This is a genomic window from Actinoplanes sp. NPDC051851 (genome assembly GCF_040681165.1).
Lineage (GTDB): Bacteria > Actinomycetota > Actinomycetes > Mycobacteriales > Micromonosporaceae > Actinoplanes.
Genome location: NZ_JBFAYF010000081.1, coordinates 1 through 21,955 on the forward strand (window position 1 = coordinate 1; position 21,955 = coordinate 21,955).

Below are 21,955 nucleotides of genomic sequence, written 5' to 3' on the forward strand. Positions count from 1 at the left end.
CCACCACCCCCCCCCGCCACCCGCCCCCGCGGGCGGGTTTGGGGGGGGTCGGGGGGGGTTTCTGCGGCGGCGCGGGACACCCCGGAGCACCAGCCAGAACCGGGAGGTCAGCCCTCGGGAGTGCCCACCGCGCGGACGGCCAGGTAGTACGTCCAGGCGACCGCGGTGCACGCGCGCCGCTGTTCGGGGACCACCGTCGCGCAGCGGCGCCTCATGTCCTGCAGGAAGGCCTTGTCGAGCCGCTTCCGGTTGACGCGGAAGGCGCCGGCCTCGGCGTAGTTCCGGTACCCGAAGTCGTGCCGCCGGCAGGCCGTCCCGAACGGGTAGCCGAGCGGCCGCTCCGGCACGTCGGTGCAGTAGTCCGTGGTCCAGTCGAACTGGTACTCGGCGTAGGAGTCCCGGTGGGCCAGCGCTTTCCGGAAGGCCGTCTCACTGGTTGAACTCGGCTGAGTCCAGAGTGCCAGCAGTTCGTCTTTAGTGGGTGCGGCGGTGTGCTGCCCGGCCGACCCGGGTACGAACAGCAATGCCGCGGCGGTGAGTACTGCGGAAACGCCCACGCGTGTCCTCCCGGTGACTCATCGGATGTCCTCAGGTGCGAACATCAGCTTGGCCGTTAGGGTGACGGGAATGCGGGCGGTTTCATGATTCATCTGCCGTTGGTCCGGCAGGGACCACTCAAGGCCCTCGGCCTTCGGCTCGCCATGGCGCTCGCCCTGGTGCTGGCCGCGGTGTCGATCGTGTACGCGGACCGGGGTGGTTACCGGGACGTCAACGAGGACGGCCTGACCCTGCTCGACTGCTTCTACTACGCGGTCGTCTCGCTCTCCACCACCGGGTACGGCGACATCACCCCGGCTACCCAGGGTGCCCGGCTGATCAACGTGCTGTTCATCACGCCGGCCCGGGTGCTCTTCCTGATCATCCTGGTCGGGACCACCCTGGAGGTGCTGACCGACCAGTACCGCCGTGGGCTGCGGATCAGTCGGTGGAGGCGCAAGTTGAAGGATCACGTGATCATCTGCGGTTACGGCACCAAGGGCCGGGCCGCGGTCGACGCGCTGCTGGAGACCGGGTACGACAAGTCCCGCATCGTCATCGTGGAGAGCCGGGAGGCGGCGGTCCGGCAGGCCGCGTCGAACGGCTTCGCGGTGATCGAGGGGAACGCGACCCGCTCGGCGGTGCTGCTCCAGGCGGACGTGAAGAACTGCAAGTCGGTGATCATCGCCACCGACCAGGACGAGGCCTCGGTGCTGATCACGCTGACCGTGCGCCAGCTGACCGCCGGACAGGTACGCATCATCGCCGCCGTCCGCGAGCAGGAGAACGCGGCGCTGCTCAAGCAGAGCGGCGCGCACCACGTGATCGTCTCGTCCTCGACGGCGGGCCGCCTGCTCGGGCTGACCACCACGGCACCGCCGCTGATCGACGTGGTGGAGGACCTGCTCACCCCGGGACAGGGGATGGCGCTGGCGATGCGGTCGGCGGAGCGCGCCGAGGTCGGCCGCAACCCGCGCGAGCTGTCCACGCTGGTCGTCGCGCTGATCCGGCGGGGCAAGGTGCTCCCGCTCGGCGGCGAACAGGCGGTCACCATCGAGACCGGCGACATGCTGGTCTACATCCGGGCGGACGAGGCGTCGTCGGCCGGGGTGGCGGTCTGACGGCGTGGCAGATGCTGCCATGAGGGTTGCGGACGTCACGGTGTTGGTGAGTGCGGACACCGATCTGGCTCCGGCATTCACAGCTTCCCGTTGAGGTGCCCAGCCTGCTCGGCGGCCGGACGTATCGCCGACCGCCGAAGTGGTCGTGAGCCGAGCTAGACGATGGTCCAGGTGTCGCCCGCGTTGAGCAGGTTGTCGAGCATCTCCTCGGCGGTGCCGTCGGACTCGGAGCGGGCGTCCAGGACCTGTTTGCGGACGATCTCGTCGTAGGACGGGCGCTGGACGTCGCGGAAGACGCCGATCGGCGTGGTGCTCAGGTCGGAGCCGGAGAGCCGGGTCAGCGCGAAGGCGTAGGCCGGGTCGTCGACCGTCGCGTCGTGCGTGATCGGCGTACCGCCCTCCTGCACCTGGAGACCGAAACTGCCCTCCGGGTGTACGACCGAGAAGCGGTCGTCCTCGCCGAAGGTGATCGGCCGGCCCTGTTCCAGCCGGATCAGGTGCCGGTCGCGGGTGTCCGGGTCCTTGACCATGTCGAACGCGCCGTCGTTGAAGATGTTGCAGTTCTGGTAGATCTCCACGAACGCGGAGCCGTGGTGCCCGGCCGCGGCGCGCAGCACCGACTGCAGGTGTTTGCGGTCCGAGTCGATGGTCCGGGCCACGAAGGTCGCCTCGGCACCCAGCGCGAGGGAGAGCGGGTTGAACGGCGAGTCCGCCGAGCCGGCCGGGGTCGACTTGGTGATCTTGCCGAGTTCGGAGGTCGGGCTGTACTGCCCCTTGGTCAGGCCGTAGATCCGGTTGTTGAAGAGCAGGATCTTCAGGTTGACGTTGCGGCGCAGCGCGTGGATCAGGTGGTTGCCGCCGATCGAGAGCGCGTCGCCGTCGCCGGTGACCACCCAGACGCTGAGGTCCGGGCGGGAGGCGGAGAGGCCGGTGGCGATCGCGGGGGCACGGCCGTGGATGGAGTGCATCCCGTAGGTGTTCATGTAGTACGGGAAGCGCGACGAGCAGCCGATCCCGGAGACGAAGACGATGTTCTCCCGGGGGATGCCGAGCTCGGGCATGAAGCTCTGCACCGCGGCGAGGATGGCGTAGTCACCGCAGCCGGGGCACCAGCGGACCTCCTGGTCCGACTTGAAGTCCTTGAGGGTCAGGTTAACCATTTTTCACCACGTCCTCGAGGAAGCTCTCCAACGTCGCGGCGGTGAACGGAAGGCCGCTGACCTGGTTGAACGGGACCGCGTCGACCAGATGTCTCGCCCGGATGATCGCGGCCAGCTGACCGAGGTTCATCTCGGGGACGACGACCTTCTCGTAGCTCTTGACGACCTGTCCGAGATTCTCCGGGAACGGCGACAGGTGCCGTAGATGTGCCTGGGCGATGCTCAGCCCCCGCTGGCGCAGGGCCCGGCAGGCGGCGCCGATCGGCCCGTAGGTCGAGCCCCAGCCCAGCACGAGCACGTTCGCGTCCTCGCCGGGGTCCTCCACGTCCAGATCCGGGACTCCGATGGCCTCGATCCGGGCGGCCCGGGTGCGGACCATGAACTCGTGGTTCGCCGGGTCGTAGGAGATGTCGCCGGTCTTGTCGGCCTTCTCCAGCCCGCCGATCCGGTGCTCCAGCCCCGGTGTGCCCGGAACCGCCCATGGCCGGGCCATCGTCTCCGGGTCGCGCAGGTAGGGCAGGAACCTCCCGTCCTCGCCGTTCGGCGCGGTCGCGAACTCCACGGTCAGGTCGGGCAGCTCGTCGACCGAGGGGAGCAGCCACGGCTCGGAGCCGTTCGCCACGTAGTTGTCGGAGAGCAGGATGACCGGGGTGCGGTAGGTCAGCGCGATCCGCGCCGCCTCCAACGCGGCGTGGAAGCAGTCCGACGGCGAGCGCGGCGCGATCACCGCGAGCGGGGCCTCGCCGTGCCGGCCGTACAGCGCCAGGTTGAGGTCGGCCTGCTCGGTCTTGGTCGGCATGCCGGTGGACGGCCCGGCCCGTTGCACGTCGACCACGACCAGCGGCAGCTCCAGCGCGATGGCCAGGGAGATCGTCTCGCTCTTGAGCGCCACACCCGGGCCGGACGTGGTGGTCACGCCGAGCGCCCCGCCGTACGCCGCCCCGAGCGCCGCGCCGACCGCCGCGATCTCGTCCTCCGCCTGCATCGTGGTGATGCCGAACCGCTTGTGCTTGGCGAGTTCGTGCAGGATGTCCGAGGCCGGGGTGATCGGGTAGGCGCCGAGGAAGAGCGGCAGCTTCGACCGTACCGCCGCGGCGACCAGCCCGAGCGCGAGCGCCTGGTTGCCGGTGATGTTCCGGTACGTACCCGGGGACATCTTCGCCGGTTTCACCTCGTAGCGCACCGAGAAGGCCTCGGTGGTCTCGCCGTAGTTCCACCCGGCCTGGAAGGCGGCCTTGTTCGCGGCGACCAGGTCCGGCCGCTTGGCGAACTTGCGCTCCAGGAACCGCAGGGTGGACGCGAACGGCCGGGAGTACATCCAGCTGAGCAGGCCGAGCGCGAACATGTTCTTGGCGCGCTCGGCGTCCTTCTTCCCGACGCCGAGGTCGGCCAGCGCCCCCACGGTCATCGAGGTGAGCGCGACCGGGTGGACGGCGTACCCGTCGAGCGAGCCGTCGTCGAGGGGGCTCACCGCGTACCCGACCTTGGCCAGGTTGCGGCGGGTGAACTCGTCGGTGTTGACGATGACGTCGGCGCCGGCGGGTAGCTCCGCCAGGTTCGCCTTGAGGGCCGCCGGGTTCATCGCGACGAGCACGTTCGGCGCGTCACCGGGGGTCAGAATGTCGTAATCGGCGAAATGGACCTGAAAGCTCGAGACGCCGGGCAGGGTTCCGGCCGGCGCCCGGATCTCGGCCGGGAAGTTGGGCAGGGTCGAGATGTCGTTGCCGAGTTGCGCGGTCTCCGAGGTGAACCGGTCACCGGTGAGCTGCATTCCATCGCCTGAGTCACCGGCGAATCGGATCACCACCCGGTCCAGCTGCTCGACTCGCTTCGCGGGAGCGGCCACGTTTCAACCTCCAAAGAGCGCGGGCCGATCAAGGTCGTGTCGGTGGGACACGACCTGTACGCATGTCGATGAGCCGGCCCGCACATCGGTCACTTCCAGACTACTTCGCCGCCCCTTACGGAAGCTGCCGCGAGCCGTTGCCCACAGTAGCCATCCGGCGCCGCCGAGATCTAGTGCACTTGGGTAGGCTGCACGATCGTGGACGGATATCTCGGCTCGTACGCCACCCTGGGCCTCGTCCTGGCCGCCGGGGTCCTGCTGTTCACGGCGGCCTTCGGCGCCAACCGGCTGCTGCGTCCCGCCCGGCCGGCCGAGCCCGCCGGCAAGCGGATCCCGTACGAGAGCGGCATCGATCCGGTCGGCGGCGACTGGGCACAGGCGCAGATCCGCTACTACGTCTACGCGTACCTCTACGTGCTCTTCGCGGTGGAGGCGGTCTTCCTCTTCCCGTGGGCGGTGATCTTCGACCTCCCCGGGTTCGGCGGGGCCGCGATCGCCGAGATGGGCGTCTTCGTCGCTCTGCTCGCGCTGGGCATCCTCTATGCGTGGCGTAAGAAGATCCTCACCTGGACGTAGTTCGAGCTGTCCGGATGGGTGGCGGACTCGCGGCCGAAGAGACGACATGTCAACATCGTGCGCATGAGTCAGCTTCTGCTCTTCATCGTCGTCGCACTGGTCGTCGGGACGATCGTCTTCGGCGTGACCGTTCTGCTGAGCGGGGGCGATTCCGGCCTGACCCCGGTGGAGCCGGACGGCCGCTCGTTGCCGCTGCCCAGTGACCGTCCCCTCGACGAGGTCGACATCTCGCGCACCCGGTTCGACACCGCCTGGCGGGGCTACCGGATGGCCCAGGTCGACCAGGCGCTCCAGCGCGCCGCGTACGACATCGGTTACAAGGGTGAGCTCATCGGCGTGCTGGAGGCCGAGGTGACCGCGCTGCGCGAGGGCCGGACCGCGGACGCCGACGCGCTCCGCAAGGCCCGTGAGGCCGCCATCGCCCCGGCGCCCGCCGCCCCGGCCCCCGCCGAGGAGCCGGAGATCGTGGTGGAGGCGGTTGCGGACGACGCGGCCGAACCCGCCGAACCCGCCGCCGAGGAGAAGGTCGAGGAGGAGAAGGCCGCCGCGGCGAAGACCGAGCAGAAGAACGGCGAGGAGCCGGTGGAGCAGCGATGAGCGGCCCAGCCGAGGGCGCCGACGACGCCGCCCGTCCCGGCTCCGGCGAGTTCACCGCCACGGTGATCGTCAACGCGCCCGCCGAGAAGGTCTTCGCCGCGTTCATGAACTGGGAGCGGCAGTCCGACTGGATACCGTTCACCCGGGTCCGGGTGGTCGAGGGGGACGGCGGCGAGGGCAGCCTGGTCGAGGCGGTCACCGCGGTCGGCCCGGCGGTGCTGCGCGACGAGCTCCGCGTGGTGCGGGTGAACGCGCCGTTCGAGGTCCGCGTGGTGCACTGCGGCAAGGTGCTCCGCGGCCCCGGGTCGATGCGCTGCACCGCGATGTCCGGCGACCGGACCCAGATCGTGCTGCACGAGTGGTTCCACCTGCCGCCCGGCCCGGTCGGCAAGATCGCCTGGCCGGTGCTCTGGCCCGGCTCCAAGCTGGGGTTCACCGGCGTGCTGAAGAAGTTCGGCCGCCTCGTCGAACAGGGGCGCCTGCCGTGACGGACGACCTGGTGATCGGCGACGACGGCCGGGCCCGCTGCTTCTGGGGCGGCAGCACCCCCGATTACGTCGGGTACCACGACACCGAGTGGGGTACGCCGGTCCGTGGCGACGACGCCCTCTTCGAGCGGCTCACCCTGGAGGCGTTCCAGTCCGGGCTGAGCTGGATCACCATCCTGCGCAAGCGGCCCGCGTTCCGGCGCGCCTTCGACGACTTCTCGATCGCGAAGGTGGCGGCCTACACCGAGGCGGACGCCGCCCGGCTGATGGCCGACGCGGGCATCGTCCGGAACCGGATGAAGATCGACGCCACGATGCACAACGCGACGGTCGCCGCCGCGCTGGCGCCGGGCGAGCTCACCGAGCTGCTCTGGTCGTACGCGCCCGCCCCGCGCCCGCGGCCCGCCGGCCGTTCCGGGGTCCCGGCCGTGACACCTGCGTCCACGGCGCTCTCCAAGGGACTCAAGAAGCGCGGCTTCAGGTTCGTCGGTCCCACCACGGCGTACGCGTTGATGCAGGCCACCGGCATGGTCGATGACCACCTGCTGGGTTGTTGGGTCCCACCGGTCAAAGCCTGACCCGCCGCGTGATGAGATGGAGCCCATGGCGCAGTGGTCGGTGATCATTCCTTCTGAGCAGTGGGCGACCGAGCGGTTGTTCCAGCACGACATCGTGACGGTGGCCGACGGCCCCGCCGCGTCCCCGGGTGACGACGTGTTGCTGGTCGCCGAGGAACAGGTCGTGGCGCTGGCCCGGGTGGAGAAGGCGGACGGCGGCGAGCTGGTCCTGGCCTACCTGCGGCGCGCGTTCGACGAGCCGGTGCCGGCCGGGGCGCTGGCCAGCGGCGGAGCGGTGGCCGAGGCCGAGTTCCGGCGGATCGCCGACCGGATCGGCGGGCTGGAGCCGAAACGCAACTGGCTGGTCAGCGTGGCGATGCCGATCGAGGCGGCCAACCCGTCCGAGGCGGTCCGCCAGTTCTGGTCGCACGTGGCCGAGCTGGGCCCCCGCGAGCTGCCGACGTACGTCTGGCCCTCCGGCGACGAGCTGGCGATGCAGGCCTTCGTCCTCGGGGTCGAGGCGAACCAGGACCCCGAGGAGGAGGACGAGGACTGATCTTCTTGAAAGATCAGCGTCCTTCGTACGTCGGCTTGCGCTTGTTCAGGAAGGCGTCCACGGCGGCCCGGTGATCCGCGGTGGCACCGCAGATCGACTGGGCCTGCGCCTCGGCCGCGAGCGCGTCGGACAGGGTCCCGGCGTCGCCGATCGACAGCTCCCGCTTGATCGCCCCGTACGCCACGGTCGGCCCGGCCGCCAGGCGTGCGGCCAGCTCCTGGGCGGCCGGCAGCACCTGCTCGTCGTCCTCCAGCAGCCGGGTGAGCATGCCGATCTCGTACGCCCGCTCGGCCCGGACCTGCTCGGCGAGCAGCAGCAGCTCGATCGCCCGGGCGTGCCCCACGATCCGCGGCAGCGACCAGGAGATCCCGCTGTCCCCGGCAAGGCCGACGTTGGCGAAGGCCATCAGGAACGACGTCTTCGGCCCGCCGATCCGGAAGTCCGCGAGCAGCGCCAGTGACGCGCCCGCGCCCGCCGCCATCCCGCGCACCGCCGCGACCACCGGCTTCGGCATGTTCGCCAGCCGCTGGGCGATCGGGTTGTAGTGCACCTGGACGGTGTTCAGGTCGGTGCTCTTCTCCAGCTGCGCCGCGTGCTCGCGCAGGTCCTGCCCGCCGCAGAAGGCGCCACCCGCGCCGGCCAGGACGATCGCCCGGCAGCTCCTGTCACTCTCCAGGCTCGCGAGGGTGTCCCGCAGGGCCTCCTTGAGGTCGACGGTGAACGAGTTCATCGCCTCGGGGCGGTTCAGCGTGAGGGTGACGACCGCGCCGGTGCGGTCGACGAGCAGAGAGTCTGCCTTCAGTCCGTTTTCGGGCGATGGGTGGGGCGGTTGGATGGCCGTCATGGTTCTGAGAATCCCACACGACTGCCGCTCCGGGCGGCCTGCAGGCAGCGCTCGACGTAGCGGTCGGCGGCCGGGCGCAGGCGCGCCGAGTGCTTGTCGAAGAACCCGGCGGCCCGCAGACCCGGCCAGCCCGGCGGCAACAGGGCGGTGGGCAGCTGCGGGTCGCGGAAGAGGAACGAGCGCCACGCGTGGACCAGCCGGAACCGGGCCGCGTACGCCTCCTCGTCCGAGCTGCGTACCGTGATCGCCTTTACCACGGGGTGCAGCGACTCCTCGAACTCCCGGTACGACTGCCCGATCCGGTCCAGGTCCCAGGCCTGCCCGACGATCCCGGTCGCGCCCGCCGAGCCCGCGACGTGGCCGGCGCTGAACCGGTCGTACCCGGTGCCGGCCTCGGCGAGCGCCGCCTCGACCTCGTCCGACGCGCGCGGGGCGACCCAGACCTGCTCGCTGAGCGGCCCGTACCCGAGGAAGGCCAGGCGGGTGGCGTGTGCCCGGTCCAGCACGCCGTGCAGCAGGATCATGTCGAACCGGCCGTCCCAGCCGCCGCGACCGGTTCGGTACACCCGCGCCGAGGTCTCGTCGAGCCGCCGCGCCGCCTTCGGGGTGAGTAGATAACCCGGCCCCGAGGCCAGCCGTAACGGGTGCAGCCAGCCCTGTCGCACCATTCGCGACACGGCCGTACGCACCGCCGGGGCCGCGATGTCGAGTGGGGCGAGCAGCCGGACGAGGGCGGCGACCGGCGCCCGCGAGCCCCGGGTGCGCAGGTAGTCGCCGTACAGGTCGAAGAGTGCGGACCGCGCCTGCATGACCGCACATTGTGACAGCCCAAAAGAGGATATGCTAGATGCTGTCACATCCGCCCGGGCTGGGTTTGGGTTCGCCGGTGTTCATCAGGGAAAATGTTTGATCGGCACGGTGGGCCGCTGCGCGCGAGAGCGTGAAACGGCCTGTACGGCCGCCGGTCGGAAACGAGCACCGCGTCACGTGGGGCTGAGCACGTGACGCCGGTGCTGGTGCATTCCAGGAGCAAGTGGCTGTGGGGTAACCCACCGACCCTGACGAAGGTCTGAGGGGAGACAAGATGGCGGCGATGAAGCCGCGGACGGGCGATGGTCCGCTGGAGGTCACCAAAGAGGGTCGTGGCATCGTCATGCGCGTCCCGCTGGAGGGTGGTGGCCGTCTCGTCGTGGAGATGACCCCGGACGAGGCCAGCGCGCTGGGTGACGCGTTGAAGTCGATCGCCGGCTGACGTTTCACGCGAGCCCGCCGGTACGGTACCGCCCGTACCGGCGGGCTTTCCACGTCTTACGGAAAGGTCATCCTTCTGTGTTCGCAATCAGGTTGACCGGTGCTCTGGACCCGGCGTTCACCTGGGCCGTTCCGGTCGGCGGGGCCCTGCCTCCGGGCGAGGTCGGCGCCGAGGCGGAGGCCCTCGTGGCGGCGACGCCCGAGATCACCGGGACCGGCCGGGTGCTCGTCCTGCCCCGTCCACTGCGCCTCCCGGCACGGGTCCTGCTGGCCGGGATCGGCGACGGCGACGAGCCGGACTGGCGGGCCGCGGGGGCCGCGCTGGTGCGTGCCGTGGCCGACGACGAGGAGCTCCAGGTCCACATTCCGGCGGGGACCACCCCGGCCGCGCTGCGTGGCCTGGCTGAGGGCCTCTGGCTGGGCGGTTACCGCTATCGAGAGGCACCCCGGGCGCCTCGCTCCGCCGCCGTTCAATTGGTCGTTCAAGACCTTTCCGGGTACGCCGAAAGTCTCACCCAGGCGCGGGCGACGGCGGTCGCGACCTGGCTCGCCCGCGATCTGACCAACACACCGGCGTCGGTGAAGAACCCGGCCTGGCTGGCCGGTCAGATCGTCGCCGAGGCCGCGACACGCCCGGGCCTGACCGTCACCGTCCGGTCCGGCGACGAGCTCTCCCGCTTCGGCGGCCTGCTCGCCGTCGGCGGCGGCTCGGTCTCCCCGCCGCGGTTCGTCGAGCTGTCCTGGGCCCCGGAGGGCGCGAGCACCCACGTGGTGCTGGTCGGCAAGGGCATCACCTTCGACACCGGCGGCATCTCGATCAAGCCGCGCGACGGCATGAAGCTGATGAAGAAGGACATGGGCGGCGCGGCCGCGGTCCTCGCCGCCACGCTCGCCGTCGCCGACCTGGGCCTGCCGATCCGGGTGACCACGCTGGCCCCGCTCGCCGAGAACGCGGTCAGCGGCTCGGCCTTCCGCCCGGGCGACGTGATCACCCACTACGACGGCTCGACCAGCGAGAACACCAACTCCGACGCGGAGGGCCGGATCGTGCTCGCCGACGCGCTGGCGTACGCGTCCGCCGAACTGCGGCCCGACCTGGTGCTCAACCTGGCCACCCTGACCGGGGCGAACGCGGTCGCGCTCGGCAAGCGGACGGCGGCCCTCTACAGCCCGGACGCCGAGCTGGCCGCCGCGCTGACCGAGGCCGGCGCCGCGGCGGGCGAGCGGATGTGGCGGCTGCCGCTGGCCGGCGAGTACGCGGAGAACCTGCGCAGCGACATCGCCGACCGGGTCAGCGCGCCGCTGGGGCCGGGCTCGGTGATGGCCGCGCTCTTCCTGCGCGACTTCTTCCCCGGCACCCGCTGGGCGCACCTGGACATGTCCGCGCCGAGCTGGGCCGAGGCCGACGACCTGGACCTGACCAAGGGCGCCACCGGCTGGGGCACCCGTACCCTGATCCGCTACCTGTCAGCGCTTCACGGCGGTTAGCAGCCCCGCCCCCGAGGAGATCACCGCGGGGATCCACTCCTCGGACTCGCGGATCGCCTTGACCGTCTCCCGCACGGTCAGGGTGTCCACGTCCCGGGCGGCCGGGTCGTTGATCCGGCCGCCGGCGTGCGCCCCGTTCACGATCAGCACGCCGCCGGTCCGGAGCAGCCGCAGCGCCGCCTCGGTGCACGCGGCGAACTCGGTGGTGTCCGCGTCCACGAAGATCAGGTCGTACACCCCGTCGGCGAGGCGGGGCAGCACGTCCAGCGCCCGCCCGCTGATGATCCGGGTACGCGACGGCGCGAACCCGGCCTCGACGAAGACCCGGCGGGCTATCCGCTGGTGCTCGTGCTCCACGTCGATGGTGGTGAGCACGCCGTCCGGCCGCATGCCGCGCAGCAGCCAGACGCCGCTGACCCCGGTGCCGGTGCCGATCTCGACGACGGCCTTGGCGCTGCCGGCGGCGGCCAGCAGGCGCAGCACGGAGCCCGCGCCGGGCGAGACGCAGGGCAGGCCGAGCTCGTGCGCCAGCGAGCGGGCCGTCTGCAGGATCGGGTCCTCGGTGGCGTAGGTCTCGGCGAACGGCAGGGACTGGCTCGGCGACTGACCGAACGAACGGGCTGGACCGATGATGACGAACCTCCGGGCGGCGCGGGATGTCGGGGGGTCAACCGCACACATCGGATAAGAGAGTAGAGCGCGGTCGACCGGTGATGCACGGTGCCGTCGATGCCTAAACGGGTCGCCGGGAACAGCGGGGCGACGCCTGGACGCCGGGATCCGGAGAATCCATGTCATCCTGGAGTGCGAGCCGGTGGACGATGAGTGGAGGCCCCGACGTGACCGACGGCTGGAACTGGCGCCGGCCACCCTCGACGCCGTCTGTTCCCGGCGGGCCCGACCCCGCTCCGCAGCCGCCGTCCGGGTCGCCCTGGTGGACCGACGCGCTGGCCGATCCGTGGCGTGACCCGCACGCGCCGTCCGCGGTCGTGCTGCCGCCACCGGCGCCGACCGGTGGTCCCGCGCTGGACCCGGTCGCCGACCCGGACGCGCCTCGCCGCAGCAACGCCCCGATCCTGCTGCTCTGCCTGGTCACCGCGCTGCTCGCGGGTGGCCTGGGCGGCACCCTCGGCTTCGTCTTCGCGGTCCGCGGTGGCCTCGGCGCGGGCGGCGGCACCCAGCTCGGCGCGACCGCCCAGGCCACCACCGGCTCGGTCCAGCGGGCCCCCGAGTCGCTCGCCGGGGTGGCCGAGCGGGTCCTCCCCAGCGTCGTCACGGTTCACGTCACCGGCGCCATCGGCTCCGGTTTCGTGGTCTCCGAGGACGGCTACGTGATCACCAACGACCACGTGGTGGAGGAGGGCTCCGACGCCATGTCGGTCTCCTTCAGCGACGGCACCACCGCCTCGGCCAAGCTCGTCGGCCGCGCCCCGGAGTCCGACGTCGCAGTGATCAAAGTCGCAAAGTCCGGGCTGACCCCGGTGTCGCTGGGCGACTCCGACGCCATTGCGGTGGGTGACCCGGTGCTTGCTTTCGGTTCGCCGCTCGCCCTGGTCAACACGGTGACGGCCGGCATCGTCAGCGCCCTCGACCGGACCATCGAGGCGGGCGAGACCGGCGGCACCACGCGGTACTACGCGGCGATCCAGACCGACGCCGCGGTCAACCAGGGCAACTCCGGCGGCCCGCTGGTCAACGCGGACGGCCAGGTGATCGGGGTCAACTCGGTGATCCGCTCGGTCGGCGGCAGCAGCGACACCGAGGCGGGCAACATCGGCCTCGCCTTCGCCATCCCGATCAACCAGGCCAAGCGGATCGCCCAGGACATCATCGACACCGGCAAGGCCCGCCGTACGGTGATCGGCGCCGAGGTGGCCACCGGTGGCACCTCCGCCACCGGCGCCCGGCTGCGCTCGGTGGAGCCGGCCGGCCCGGCCGCCGCGGCCGGTCTCAAGAGCGGCGACGTGGTCACCAAGCTGGACGGCCACCCGGTCGAGGACGGCACCGATCTGATCGCCCTGGTCCGCAAGTACGCACCGAACTCGGTGGTCGCGGTGGAGTACCGCCGAGGCACCACGACCGCCTCCGCGTCGGTCACGCTCGCCGCGGATACGAACTAATAGGTTCTCGGGGTGTCCGCGCACAGGGTCCGTGCGTACGCTTGCCTGCGGGATCGCCTGGGAGGCCGCACGTGTTCGAGAATCTGAACTGGTGGGAGATCGGCGCGCTGTTCATGCTGGCGCTGTTGATCTTCGGGGAACGACTCCCCAAGGTCATCGGTGACGGGCTGAAGATGCTGCGCGGCCTGCGCGCCATGGCCCAGAACGCTACGTCGGACCTGAGCCGGGAGCTCGGCACCGACATCCAGCTCGAGGACCTGCACCCGAAGGCGTTCATCCGCAAACACGTCCTCAGCGAGGAGGACGAGGCGTCGCTGCGCAAGCCGCTGCAGAGCCTCTTCGACGACGTGAAGTCCGACCTCAACGGCGTCAAGTCCGACCTGAACGACGTCGCCAAGTCCGCCGACATCAAGAAGTTCAAGATGTCGTCCGCGGGCCGCCCGATCCCGGTCGACCCCGAACCCGCCGCGCCGGCCGCGTCCGCCGCGCCGGTCGAGCCTCCCCGACCGGCGCAGCGTTACGACTTGGACGCGACGTAGGAGCGGTCAGCCCTTCCTGGCGTTGACCATGAGGCCCAGGGGCTTGCCGACCAGGGAGTCGCGGCGGACGGCGAGCTTGTCGGCGACGGCGTCCAGGGCCTTCGCGGCCGGGGCGTCGGTGTCGGCGAGCACGATCGGGGTGCCGGCGTCACCGGCCTCGCGGACCCGGGTGTCCAACGGGACCTGGCCGAGCAGCGGCACCCGCGCCCCGACGATCTTCGTGAGGGAGGCGGCCACGGTCTCGCCGCCGCCGGCGCCGAAGACCTCCATCCGGGAGCCGTCCGGCAGCTCGAGCCAGGACATGTTCTCCACCACGCCGAGCAGCCGCTGGTGGGTCTGCAGCGCGATCGCCCCGGCCCGCTCGGCCACCTCGGCGGCGGCCATCTGCGGGGTGGTGACGACCAGGATCTCCGCGTTCGGCAGGAGTTGGGCCAGCGAGATGGCCACGTCACCGGTGCCCGGCGGCAGGTCGAGCAGCAGCACGTCCAGGTCGCCCCAGTAGACGTCGGCGAGGAACTGCTGGAGCGCCCGGTGCAGCATCGGGCCGCGCCAGACCACCGCGGCGTTGCCGGCGGTGAACATGCCGATCGAGATGACCTTCACGCCGTGCGACTGCGGCGGCATGATCATGTCTTCCACCCGGGTGGGCCTGCTCTCCACGCCGAGCATCCGCGGCACCGAGTGGCCGTAGATGTCCGCGTCGATCACGCCGACCGAGAGGCCCCGCTTGGCGAGGGCCGCCGCGAGGTTGACGGTCACGCTGGACTTGCCCACGCCTCCCTTGCCGGAGGCGACCGCGTACACCCTCGTGCGGGAACCGGGCTGGGCGAAGGGAATGACCGGTTCCGCCGAAGCGCCACCACCGCGCAGCGTGCTCTGCAGCGCCTTGCGCTGCTCCTCGTTCATCACGCCGAAGTTGATGTCGACGCCGCTGATCCCGGGGACCTTCGTGACGGCGGCGGTGATGTCGGTGGTGAGCTTGTCCCGCAGGGGGCAGCCGGCGACGGTGAGCAGCAGATCGACCGTGACGCGGCCGTCGCTGACGGTGAAACCCGAGACCATTCCGAGGTCGGTGATCGGGCGGCGGATCTCGGGGTCGTCGACGGTTGCCAGAGCGGCCTGGATCGCGTCCTCGAGGGTGGGGGCGGGTGCGGACATGCAGCCCATGCTACGTCGGTGGCAGAGGGTGATCGTCCTCCCACTCGAGCCTCGCCCGCTTCTCCCTCCGCAGTGCCGCCTCGTCCAGCTCACCGGCGAGCCGGGCCAGCTCGCTGCGGATGAAGTCCCTGGTCGCGACGTCACCGATGGCGATCCGCAGCGAGGCGATCTCGCGGGCCAGGAACTCCGTCTCGGCCTTCTGCATCGCGGCGCGGCGTCGATCCTCCTCCATGGCCAGGCGGTCCCGGTCGGTCTGCCGGTTCTGTGCGAGCAGGATCAGCGGGGCCGCGTACGACGCCTGGAGCGAGAGGGCCAGCGTGAGGAAGCCGAACGGGTACCCGTCGAACTGCAGCGGACTCTCCTTGGGTGCGATCGTGTTCCAGGCGAACCAGGCCCCGATCAGCACGGTCATGTAGACGATGAACTTCGCCGTCCCCATGTACCGGGCGATCCCCTCCGACCAGCGCCCGAACGCCTCCGGATCGAACTTGGGGAGCTGCACCCGCCCCGGCACGCGCGGTTGATCCAACCGGTCCCGCTTCGCCTCGCTCATACGCTCTCGTCCTCGTGTGCGTCCCGGTCACGCCAGTCCCGCGGCAGCGAGTGGTCCAGCACGTCGTCCACGGTCACCGCGCCGAGCAGCCGGTGCGTCCCGTCCACCACCGGCATCGCGACCAGGTCGTACGTCGCCATCCGCCGGGTGATCTCGAGCAGCCCGGTGTCGGTGCGCAGCGGCTCGATGTCGCTGTCCACCAGCCCGCCCACGATCGAGGCCGGTGGTTCCCGGAGTAGTCGCTGGAAGTGCACCATGCCGAGATACTTACCCGTCGGGGTGGCGGCCGGCGCGCGGGCCACGAAGACCTGGGCCGCCACCGCCGCGGAGATCTCCGGCTCGCGGATCCGGGCCAGCGCCTCCGCGACCGTGGTGTCCGGGGTGAGGATCACCGGCTCCGAGGTCATCACGCTGCCCGCGGTGCCCGGCCGGTAGTTCATCAGCTGCCGGACCGGCGCGGCCTCCTCCGGCTCCATCAGGTCGAGGAGCACCGCCTGCTCGGTCTGCGGCAGCTCGGCGAGCAGGTCGGCCGCGTCGTCCGGGTCCATCCGCTCCAGCACGTCGGCGGCGCGCTCCCGGTCCAGGGCGGCGAGGATCTCCACCTGGTCGTGCTCGGGCAGCTCCTCCAGCACGTCGGCGAGGCGACGGTCGGAGAGTGCGGCGGCCACCTCGTTGCGCCGCGCGTCCGGCAGGTCCTGCAGCGCGTTCGCCATGTCCGCCGGGCGCATCTGCTCCAGCAGCGCGATCAGGTTCGACGTGCCCTGGGTGTCGGTCGGGCCGATCAGGCCGCGGACCCGGTCGTAGTCCACCTGGTAGACGTGGCCGCGCCGGGTCAGCCGCCCGGTGTGCGCGCGGACCGCGACCCGGGTGATCTGCCACTCGATGCTGCGGATCAGCTCCATGCCGATGTCCACGACCACCCCGTCGTGCGTGTCGCCGTCCTCCTGCTCCGGCGCGACGGTGACCCGCCGGTCCAGCAGATCCTCCAGCACCAGCAGCTCGTTCGGCCGCTTCTCGAACCGCCGCAGGTTCAGCGTCCCGGTGCTGAGCACGACCGCCTCGGCGTCCATGCTGGTCACGCGCCCGATCGGCAGGAAGATCCGGCGGCGCAGCGCCATCTCGGCGACCAGCCCGACGATCTGCGGCGGCCGGTTCGTCGTCCGCAGCCGGACGACCGCGTCGCGCACCCGCCCGACCCGGTCCCCGTTGGGGTCGAACACCGGCAGGCCGGCGAGGCGAGCCAGATAAACCCGCGTCCCCATGGTCACGGCCCCAGCCTAGGTTAGGGTCCGGACATGTCCACCGTGGCCTACGAGATCGTCGACGTCTTCACGGATCGCCCGTTCGCCGGTAATCCGCTCGCGATCGTGTATGGCGCCGAGGACCTGGCGACCGTCCAGATGCAGGCCCTGGCCCGCGAGTTCAACCTCGCCGAGACGGTCTTCGTGCTCCCGCCCACCGGCGGGGCCACCTACCGCGCCCGGATCTTCACCGCCTCCGCCGAGCTGCCGTTCGCGGGTCACCCGAGCGTGGGCGCGGCGGTCAGCCTGATGCGCCGGGGCGACCTCGCGCCGGGACGGGTGGTGCAGGAGTGCGGCGCGGGTCTGCTGCCGCTGGAGGTGACGGCGGCGGGTTCGGCCACGCTGACCGGCGGCGCCCCGCATCTCGGCGACGCCCTCGACCCGGTTCCCCTGCTGACCGCACTCGGCCTGACGGCCTCGGATCACTCCGGCCTCGCTGCCCCACGTCCCGCTGGTTGCGGCTTGACCTGGGTGTTTCTTCCCGTACGCCGTGAAGCGCTGGCCGCCGTCCGCCTGGACGCCCCGTCCCTGGAAAGACTGGGCGTCGACGGCATCAGCGTCTTCTCCTGGTCCACCGGTTCCCATCCCGCCGCCGAGGCGCACGCCCGTGTCTTCGTGCCCGGCGACGTCGTCGGGGAGGACCCCGCGACCGGCTCGGCCGCTCTCGGTCTCGGCGTCTGGCTGGTCGGGGCCGGTCTGCTGCCCGGCGAGGGTACGTCGTCCTACCGCATCCACCAGGGCCACGAGATGAAGCGCCCGTCCCTGCTCGACTGCACGGTCACCGCCGCCGCCGGCCAGACCGTCTCCGCCACGGTCACCGGCCACGTGATCCCGATCGCCACCGGCCACATCACCGTCCCACCCTTCGTCGGCTGACCCGGCATCCCGCCGCCGCGAGCCGCCGGTGTGTGACGTCCGGCCGCTCTCCGCACGCGAACGTCGCACAGCGGCTGCGGACGCCCGGAGTGCGTGGACTCACCCGTGGCCCGAAATGCACACGTGGGGTGGGGTGTGGGGTGTCACGTGCGCGGTGGGCGTACACGATGAAGGCGGAACGGGCGACGGGTCTCGACGCGGGCCGGGGTCTCGCGAGGCGGCGCAGCCGCTGAGTCGTCGGGCAGGTGGGGTGCGGTGACCGGCGTGCCCTCGGCAGGCGTCAGGCGCACGATCGCGCAACCCGTCGCCGCCCAGCGCGCCACCACCTCGGCGGCCGGGCCCGAGGCGTTGAGGCGCTTGCCGGCCAGCTGCGGCGCGATCTCGGCCCACTCCTCGCCGGCGTGGTCGAGCCGGGTCACGGTGGCCTCGGCCGTCACGATCAGGCCGCCGTGGTCACCGCGCAGCCGAACCGTCGCGGTCGGGGCCGAGGTGAGGCCGGGCGCATGCTGCTCGCCGGGGCCGGTGACGACGATCAGCGAACTCTCCACCGGCATGCACCAGAGCGCGTACGCCGGCCCGTCACCCACCGAGACCCAGGTGATCGACGCCTTCTTGATCGCCTCATCCAGCACAGCCGTCACCGTGCCAGCTTAGCTTCGCTTCGCTCCGTGGCGCTCCGCCTGCCGACCCACCGGTTACCAGGCGAATCGCGGCACTGCGGGGCCGCACCGGCTTTCAGGCGAAGGCCGGTGCCTTGTCGAGCAGGTCGATGACCTCGGTCAGGGAGCGGACCGTGCGGCCGGCGAAGTCGGTGTCGGCGTCGAAGACCAGGTGGTCGGCGAGGTCGCGGGCGGCCAGGCGGACCGGGGTCATGCCGACGGCGGCGGCGCCGGTCAGCTCGTGGCTGCCGCCGTCACCGACGTACAGGCACTCGGCGGGCTCGACGCCGAGGCGACGGCAGGCCTCCCGGTAGATCCGTGGGTCCGGCTTGCAGACACCGAGCTCGACCGAGAAGATCTGGGCGTCCAGCAACGGCGCCACCGGCAGCCCGGGGAGGAAGGCGGGGAGCTCGTGGGTGCAGTCGCTGATCAGCGCCGTGCGCACGCCGCGTTCCCGGATCGCGGTGAGCGCGCTGACCGCGTCCGGGCGCAGGCGGGTGTCGTCGAGCAGGGCCTTCACCCGGGCCGGCATCGCGGCACGGATCGCCGCGGGGCGGGGGCGGCCGCCGGCCTGCTCGATCACCCAGCGCAGCGTCGCCTCGGCGGAGCCGTACCGGCCACAGGCACGGGCCCGGAACGTACGGTCCAGGACACCGCGTACGGCATCGGGGTCGGCGCCGAGCGCTCGCGCGATGTCGGCGTGCTGTGGTCCTCGCTGAACCGAGCGGGTCAGGGTGCCGAAGAAGTCGAACACCACCGCACGGTATGCGGGCATGGAAATCGCCCTCCCGGGCATCGAGGGATGAAAACGGTCTGGGGCCGTCGGTGACTGTAGCGACCACATCACTGTCCGCCAACCTCGACCGGCAAACCGGCCTGCTCGGGTGTGCAAGAAGCGACGGCAGGGGATGAATATGCGCTCACCCGGTCACCGGATCGCCCCGGTCACCGCATCGGCGCTGGCTGTGGCCGTGATCGCGGTCTCCTCGTCGGCTCCGCTGATCGCGTTCGCGGCCGCACCGGCGCTCGCCGTGGCGTTCTGGCGCAACGCCGGTGCGGTGATCGCCCTCTCGCCGATCGCGCTCGGTCCGCGCCGGGCCGAGGTCCGTGACGCGATCCGCGGCGGGCGGCGCCGGGAGGGCCTGTTCTGCCTGCTCGCCGGGCTGGCGCTGGCCGCGCACTTCGCCACCTGGATGCCGAGCGTGCAACTCGGGTCGGTCGCCACCGCGACGGCGCTGGTCGCCACCCAGCCGGTCTGGCAGGGATTGATCGCCGCGGTGCAGGGGCGGCATCCGTCGGCGGCGGGCTGGGCCGGCATCGGCCTCGCGGTGGCGGGGGCGGCCTGGGCCACCGGCGCGGACGTCGGCGTCTCCGGTCAGGCGGTGCTCGCCGACGTGCTGGCGCTGCTCGGGGCGATGGCGGCCGCGGTCTACACGGCGCTCGGCGAGCGGGCCCGGAGCGCGCTGAGCACCACGACGTACACGTGGATCTGTTACGGGACCTGCGCGCTCGTCCTGCTCGCGGTCTGCCTCGTGTCCGGGACTGATCTGGGTGGGTACGACGGGCGCACCTGGGCGGCGATCCTGGCGCTGGTGGCGGGTGCCCAGTTGCTCGGGCACTCGATGTTCAACTACGCGCTGCAGCACACCTCGGCCACCACGGTCAGCGTGCTGATCCTGCTGGAGGTGCCGGGTGCCGCGCTGCTCGCCTGGGCCTGGCTGGGTCAGGCGCCCCGGGCGAACGCCCTGCCGGGCCTCGCGCTGCTGCTGGCGGGCGTCGCCGTGGTGATCCTCGGTGCCGCCCGCGCGTCCCGGGTCGTCGTACCCGTACTTGAATAACCTCTTTTTAGTGCTTTTTCTATAAAAGGGGCGATTCGGGCGCGCGATGCGATTCGTTGCACCCAGCGGCGCGGCGCGGTATTGAGGGGGGCATGCGATGCATCGTGAACGCCTGGGCCGTCTGCTGCTCGCCGGGGTCGTGCTGATGGCCGGCTGCGGCGAGGCCGACGGCGCGGAGCAGGCCGAGACGTCCGGGCCGGCCGGCGAGTGGCGCACCGCGGGCTGCGAGTTCAGCCGGGTGCCCCAGCACGCCACGATGGGTGGCACCCGGATGCTGGTCACCCCGGCGCCTCTCGGCGCCGCGATCGGCCGGATCGATCAGGGTGGCCGGCAGCGCTTCCCGGAGAGTTACGCCGGCGTCGAGGTCGATCAGTTACACGTACGCGCCATCGTCTACCGGGTCCCGTCCGAGGCGTTCGACGCCTTCCTCCGCGAGACGGCCCGGGATGTGTGCCTCGTCGTGCGCGACGCGGCCCACGGCGTCGAGGAACTCGCCACGTGGCACGACCGGATCGTCGCCGATCTGCCGCACTGGGCCGGCGCCGGAGTGCGGATCGTCACTGTGGGCAGTCGCCACGACGGTGCCGGGGTCGAGATCGGCACCCGCGACATCGACCGTGCCCGCCGTGAACTGTCCGGCCGGTACGGTCCCGAGGCCCCGCTGGTCTTCGTCGAGGAGGGGCCGGTGACGCCGCTGACCAGCATGCGAACGATCGAATCCGGGTCGGGTGACTAGACCCGGAAGCGTGTCGGAAAACCGTCATCGACCTGCGCCAGGACGCCGTACGGCGGCAGGTCGCGCCGATCCCGAAGCGGAACGCTGAGTACGCCACGGTGACGCAGATGTTTGCCCCGGCTTCCGGGAGCAGGCAGGATCGCCGCATGGTCTTCGACGCCCGCTCCTCCGGCGGCAGCCCCTCGAGGCGTGACGCCACCCGCCCGGCTGACGGCCGGCCACCCCGGTCCGGCGCGCCCGGGGGCGACCCGGATCGCCCGGCCGAGATCACCCCCGAGGTGGTCGAGGCGGAGTTCGAGGAGGCGAGCGCCGAGGCCGCCACGACCCTGCGCCTGGACGGGAAGGTCGCGCTGGTCACCGGCGCCGGCAGCCCGGACGGCATCGGGTACGCGACCGCCCGCCGCCTGCGCGACCTGGGCGCCCGGGTCGCGATCGTCTCCACCACCCGGCGCATCCACGACCGCGCCTCCGAGCTCGGGGTGACCGGCTTCGTCGCCGACCTCACCGACGAGTCCGAGGTGGGCGCGCTCGCCGACGCCATCACCGATCAGCTCGGCGATGTCGAGGTGCTGGTCAACAACGCCGGCCTGGCGAGCCGGGCGAGCCCCGAGGTGCTCCGCCCGGTGGCCCAGCTGACGCTCGACGAGTGGAAGGCCGAGATCGACCGGAACCTGAGCACCGCCTTCCTGTGCAGCCGGGCGTTCATCGGCGGCATGTCGGAGCGGGGCTGGGGCCGGGTCGTCAACCTCGCCGCCACCGCGGGCCCGGTCAACGCGCTGCCCACCGAGGCGGCGTACGCGGCGGCCAAGGCCGGTGTGGTGGGCCTGACCCGGGCGCTGGCGATGGAGCTGGTCGCCGACGGCGTCAACGTGAACTGCGTGGCCCCCGGCACGATCTACACGGCCGCGTCCACGGTCACCGAGATCAAGCAGGGCCTGGGTACGCCGATCGGCCGCCCCGGCACACCGGACGAGGTCGCCGCGGCGGTCGCGTTCCTGTGCTCGCCGGCCGCGTCGTACATCACCGGCCAGATGCTGGTCGTCGACGGCGGCAACAGCGTCCGCGAGGCCCAGTTCCGCTGAGTTCCCGAGACGGCCGGCTCTCCCGAGGGCCGGTCGTTCCTCGTTCGCGGCGTGCCCGCCTTCCCCTCACGA

General features: G+C 71.6%; 25 protein-coding genes. 14 read left to right on the forward strand and 11 right to left on the reverse strand.

The window, feature by feature from the left end:
- Positions 1 to 107 precede the first annotated feature (107 nt).
- Positions 108 to 557: a phospholipase gene (locus AB0M08_RS42160; protein WP_364506236.1), complete on the reverse strand. Its 450-nt coding sequence runs from the start codon at positions 555 to 557 to the stop codon at positions 108 to 110.
- A gap of 84 nt (positions 558 to 641) precedes the next feature.
- On the opposite strand from AB0M08_RS42160, the gene AB0M08_RS42165 reads away from it, so the two are divergent.
- Entirely contained in the window at positions 642 to 1,658 is a 1,017-nt protein-coding gene (locus AB0M08_RS42165) for a potassium channel family protein (RefSeq protein ID WP_364506239.1), read from the forward strand.
- A gap of 155 nt (positions 1,659 to 1,813) precedes the next feature.
- Here AB0M08_RS42165 and AB0M08_RS42170 read toward each other — a convergent pair whose 3' ends face one another.
- Both AB0M08_RS42170 and AB0M08_RS42175 read right to left on the reverse strand, forming a co-directional pair.
- A complete protein-coding gene (locus AB0M08_RS42170; RefSeq protein ID WP_364506242.1) occupies positions 1,814 to 2,818 on the reverse strand; it encodes a 2-oxoacid:ferredoxin oxidoreductase subunit beta in 1,005 nt (334 codons plus the stop codon).
- Positions 2,811 to 4,664, reverse strand: a complete 1,854-nt coding sequence (locus AB0M08_RS42175; protein ID WP_364506244.1) for a 2-oxoacid:acceptor oxidoreductase subunit alpha — start codon at positions 4,662 to 4,664, stop codon at positions 2,811 to 2,813. Before AB0M08_RS42175 ends, AB0M08_RS42170 begins: the two co-directional genes overlap by 8 nt.
- A 198-nt stretch (positions 4,665 to 4,862) precedes the next feature.
- On the opposite strand from AB0M08_RS42175, the gene ndhC reads away from it, so the two are divergent.
- The 5 genes from ndhC (at position 4,863) to AB0M08_RS42200 (ending at position 7,438) form a co-directional block, all read left to right on the forward strand.
- On the forward strand, positions 4,863 to 5,240 hold the full coding sequence (gene ndhC, locus AB0M08_RS42180; protein WP_364506246.1) for an NADH-quinone oxidoreductase subunit A: 378 nt from the start codon (positions 4,863 to 4,865) through the stop codon (positions 5,238 to 5,240).
- A gap of 63 nt (positions 5,241 to 5,303) precedes the next feature.
- Entirely contained in the window at positions 5,304 to 5,837 is a 534-nt protein-coding gene (locus AB0M08_RS42185; RefSeq protein ID WP_364506248.1) for a DivIVA domain-containing protein, read from the forward strand.
- Entirely contained in the window at positions 5,834 to 6,325 is a 492-nt protein-coding gene (locus tag AB0M08_RS42190) for an SRPBCC family protein (protein ID WP_364506250.1), read from the forward strand. The genes AB0M08_RS42185 and AB0M08_RS42190 overlap by 4 nt, the downstream gene beginning before the upstream one ends.
- Positions 6,322 to 6,903 carry a DNA-3-methyladenine glycosylase I gene (locus tag AB0M08_RS42195; protein WP_364506253.1) on the forward strand — a complete coding sequence of 194 codons (582 nt, stop codon included), beginning with the start codon at positions 6,322 to 6,324 and terminating at the stop codon, positions 6,901 to 6,903. The genes AB0M08_RS42190 and AB0M08_RS42195 overlap by 4 nt, the downstream gene beginning before the upstream one ends.
- A gap of 16 nt (positions 6,904 to 6,919) precedes the next feature.
- The gene (locus tag AB0M08_RS42200) at positions 6,920 to 7,438 is read left to right on the forward strand and encodes a hypothetical protein (RefSeq protein WP_364506255.1); all 519 of its coding nucleotides are present in this window, start codon (positions 6,920 to 6,922) and stop codon (positions 7,436 to 7,438) included.
- Positions 7,439 to 7,451: 13 nt separating this feature from the next.
- Here the strand turns inward: AB0M08_RS42200 and AB0M08_RS42205 are convergent, their stop codons facing one another.
- Both AB0M08_RS42205 and AB0M08_RS42210 read right to left on the reverse strand, forming a co-directional pair.
- Positions 7,452 to 8,282, reverse strand: a complete 831-nt coding sequence (locus tag AB0M08_RS42205; RefSeq protein WP_364506257.1) for an enoyl-CoA hydratase-related protein — start codon at positions 8,280 to 8,282, stop codon at positions 7,452 to 7,454.
- Positions 8,279 to 9,091: a PaaX family transcriptional regulator C-terminal domain-containing protein gene (locus tag AB0M08_RS42210; RefSeq protein ID WP_364506260.1), complete on the reverse strand. Its 813-nt coding sequence runs from the start codon at positions 9,089 to 9,091 to the stop codon at positions 8,279 to 8,281. Before AB0M08_RS42210 ends, AB0M08_RS42205 begins: the two co-directional genes overlap by 4 nt.
- Positions 9,092 to 9,366: 275 nt before the next feature.
- Between AB0M08_RS42210 and AB0M08_RS42215 the strand changes: the two genes are divergently transcribed.
- Both AB0M08_RS42215 and AB0M08_RS42220 read left to right on the forward strand, forming a co-directional pair.
- Entirely contained in the window at positions 9,367 to 9,534 is a 168-nt protein-coding gene (locus tag AB0M08_RS42215; RefSeq protein ID WP_014694782.1) for a DUF3117 domain-containing protein, read from the forward strand.
- A 77-nt stretch (positions 9,535 to 9,611) separates the two neighbouring features.
- Positions 9,612 to 11,021, forward strand: a complete 1,410-nt coding sequence (locus AB0M08_RS42220) for a leucyl aminopeptidase family protein (RefSeq protein ID WP_364506263.1) — start codon at positions 9,612 to 9,614, stop codon at positions 11,019 to 11,021.
- On the opposite strand, the gene AB0M08_RS42225 is transcribed toward AB0M08_RS42220, so the two are convergent.
- Positions 11,001 to 11,573 (reverse strand): O-methyltransferase, encoded by a 573-nt coding sequence (locus AB0M08_RS42225; RefSeq protein WP_364506331.1) that lies wholly within the window; start codon positions 11,571 to 11,573, stop codon positions 11,001 to 11,003. The two genes, AB0M08_RS42220 and AB0M08_RS42225, sit on opposite strands and share 21 nt — an antisense overlap.
- A gap of 287 nt (positions 11,574 to 11,860) precedes the next feature.
- On the opposite strand from AB0M08_RS42225, the gene AB0M08_RS42230 reads away from it, so the two are divergent.
- Positions 11,861 to 13,141 carry a trypsin-like peptidase domain-containing protein gene (locus AB0M08_RS42230; RefSeq protein WP_364506266.1) on the forward strand — a complete coding sequence of 427 codons (1,281 nt, stop codon included), beginning with the start codon at positions 11,861 to 11,863 and terminating at the stop codon, positions 13,139 to 13,141.
- Between the two features lie 71 nt (positions 13,142 to 13,212).
- Positions 13,213 to 13,680 (forward strand): preprotein translocase subunit TatB, encoded by a 468-nt coding sequence (locus AB0M08_RS42235; protein WP_364506269.1) that lies wholly within the window; start codon positions 13,213 to 13,215, stop codon positions 13,678 to 13,680.
- A 6-nt stretch (positions 13,681 to 13,686) separates the two neighbouring features.
- On the opposite strand, the gene AB0M08_RS42240 is transcribed toward AB0M08_RS42235, so the two are convergent.
- Genes AB0M08_RS42240 through AB0M08_RS42250 form a run of 3 tightly spaced genes read right to left on the reverse strand, consistent with a single transcriptional unit; the run spans position 13,687 to position 16,659 of the window.
- A complete protein-coding gene (locus AB0M08_RS42240) occupies positions 13,687 to 14,838 on the reverse strand; it encodes an Mrp/NBP35 family ATP-binding protein (RefSeq protein ID WP_364506271.1) in 1,152 nt (383 codons plus the stop codon).
- Between the two features lie 10 nt (positions 14,839 to 14,848).
- The gene (locus tag AB0M08_RS42245; RefSeq protein WP_364506274.1) at positions 14,849 to 15,391 is read right to left on the reverse strand and encodes a DUF1003 domain-containing protein; all 543 of its coding nucleotides are present in this window, start codon (positions 15,389 to 15,391) and stop codon (positions 14,849 to 14,851) included.
- Positions 15,388 to 16,659, reverse strand: a complete 1,272-nt coding sequence (locus tag AB0M08_RS42250) for a CBS domain-containing protein (RefSeq protein ID WP_364506277.1) — start codon at positions 16,657 to 16,659, stop codon at positions 15,388 to 15,390. Before AB0M08_RS42250 ends, AB0M08_RS42245 begins: the two co-directional genes overlap by 4 nt.
- 27 nt (positions 16,660 to 16,686) lie before the next feature.
- Between AB0M08_RS42250 and AB0M08_RS42255 the strand changes: the two genes are divergently transcribed.
- On the forward strand, positions 16,687 to 17,568 hold the full coding sequence (locus tag AB0M08_RS42255) for a PhzF family phenazine biosynthesis protein (RefSeq protein WP_364506280.1): 882 nt from the start codon (positions 16,687 to 16,689) through the stop codon (positions 17,566 to 17,568).
- 143 nt (positions 17,569 to 17,711) lie between these two features.
- Here AB0M08_RS42255 and AB0M08_RS42260 read toward each other — a convergent pair whose 3' ends face one another.
- Positions 17,712 to 18,209, reverse strand: coding sequence for a hypothetical protein (locus AB0M08_RS42260; RefSeq protein WP_364506283.1), 498 nt, complete (start codon positions 18,207 to 18,209; stop codon positions 17,712 to 17,714).
- A gap of 94 nt (positions 18,210 to 18,303) precedes the next feature.
- Positions 18,304 to 19,002 carry an HAD family hydrolase gene (locus tag AB0M08_RS42265; protein ID WP_364506285.1) on the reverse strand — a complete coding sequence of 233 codons (699 nt, stop codon included), beginning with the start codon at positions 19,000 to 19,002 and terminating at the stop codon, positions 18,304 to 18,306.
- A 139-nt stretch (positions 19,003 to 19,141) separates the two neighbouring features.
- On the opposite strand from AB0M08_RS42265, the gene AB0M08_RS42270 reads away from it, so the two are divergent.
- From AB0M08_RS42270 to AB0M08_RS42280, 3 genes are all read left to right on the forward strand, one after another.
- On the forward strand, positions 19,142 to 20,065 hold the full coding sequence (locus AB0M08_RS42270; RefSeq protein ID WP_364506288.1) for a DMT family transporter: 924 nt from the start codon (positions 19,142 to 19,144) through the stop codon (positions 20,063 to 20,065).
- Positions 20,066 to 20,162: 97 nt separating this feature from the next.
- Positions 20,163 to 20,801 (forward strand): hypothetical protein, encoded by a 639-nt coding sequence (locus tag AB0M08_RS42275; protein WP_364506291.1) that lies wholly within the window; start codon positions 20,163 to 20,165, stop codon positions 20,799 to 20,801.
- A gap of 146 nt (positions 20,802 to 20,947) precedes the next feature.
- The gene (locus AB0M08_RS42280; protein WP_364506294.1) at positions 20,948 to 21,883 is read left to right on the forward strand and encodes an SDR family NAD(P)-dependent oxidoreductase; all 936 of its coding nucleotides are present in this window, start codon (positions 20,948 to 20,950) and stop codon (positions 21,881 to 21,883) included.
- The last annotated feature ends 72 nt before the right edge of the window (positions 21,884 to 21,955 follow it).

Coding starts and splice junctions, on each gene's coding strand:
- AB0M08_RS42165 (WP_364506239.1), top strand. CDS start 642: ATGATTCATCTGCCGTTGGTCCGGCAGGGACCACTCAAGGCCCTCGGC.
- AB0M08_RS42170 (WP_364506242.1), bottom strand. CDS start 2,818: ATGGTTAACCTGACCCTCAAGGACTTCAAGTCGGACCAGGAGGTCCGC.
- AB0M08_RS42185 (WP_364506248.1), top strand. CDS start 5,304: ATGAGTCAGCTTCTGCTCTTCATCGTCGTCGCACTGGTCGTCGGGACG.
- AB0M08_RS42190 (WP_364506250.1), top strand. CDS start 5,834: ATGAGCGGCCCAGCCGAGGGCGCCGACGACGCCGCCCGTCCCGGCTCC.
- AB0M08_RS42200 (WP_364506255.1), top strand. CDS start 6,920: ATGGAGCCCATGGCGCAGTGGTCGGTGATCATTCCTTCTGAGCAGTGG.
- AB0M08_RS42205 (WP_364506257.1), bottom strand. CDS start 8,282: ATGACGGCCATCCAACCGCCCCACCCATCGCCCGAAAACGGACTGAAG.
- AB0M08_RS42210 (WP_364506260.1), bottom strand. CDS start 9,091: ATGCAGGCGCGGTCCGCACTCTTCGACCTGTACGGCGACTACCTGCGC.
- AB0M08_RS42215 (WP_014694782.1), top strand. CDS start 9,367: ATGGCGGCGATGAAGCCGCGGACGGGCGATGGTCCGCTGGAGGTCACC.
- AB0M08_RS42240 (WP_364506271.1), bottom strand. CDS start 14,838: ATGTCCGCACCCGCCCCCACCCTCGAGGACGCGATCCAGGCCGCTCTG.
- AB0M08_RS42245 (WP_364506274.1), bottom strand. CDS start 15,391: ATGAGCGAGGCGAAGCGGGACCGGTTGGATCAACCGCGCGTGCCGGGG.
- AB0M08_RS42255 (WP_364506280.1), top strand. CDS start 16,687: ATGTCCACCGTGGCCTACGAGATCGTCGACGTCTTCACGGATCGCCCG.
- AB0M08_RS42265 (WP_364506285.1), bottom strand. CDS start 19,002: ATGCCCGCATACCGTGCGGTGGTGTTCGACTTCTTCGGCACCCTGACC.
- AB0M08_RS42270 (WP_364506288.1), top strand. CDS start 19,142: ATGCGCTCACCCGGTCACCGGATCGCCCCGGTCACCGCATCGGCGCTG.
- AB0M08_RS42275 (WP_364506291.1), top strand. CDS start 20,163: ATGCATCGTGAACGCCTGGGCCGTCTGCTGCTCGCCGGGGTCGTGCTG.
- AB0M08_RS42280 (WP_364506294.1), top strand. CDS start 20,948: ATGGTCTTCGACGCCCGCTCCTCCGGCGGCAGCCCCTCGAGGCGTGAC.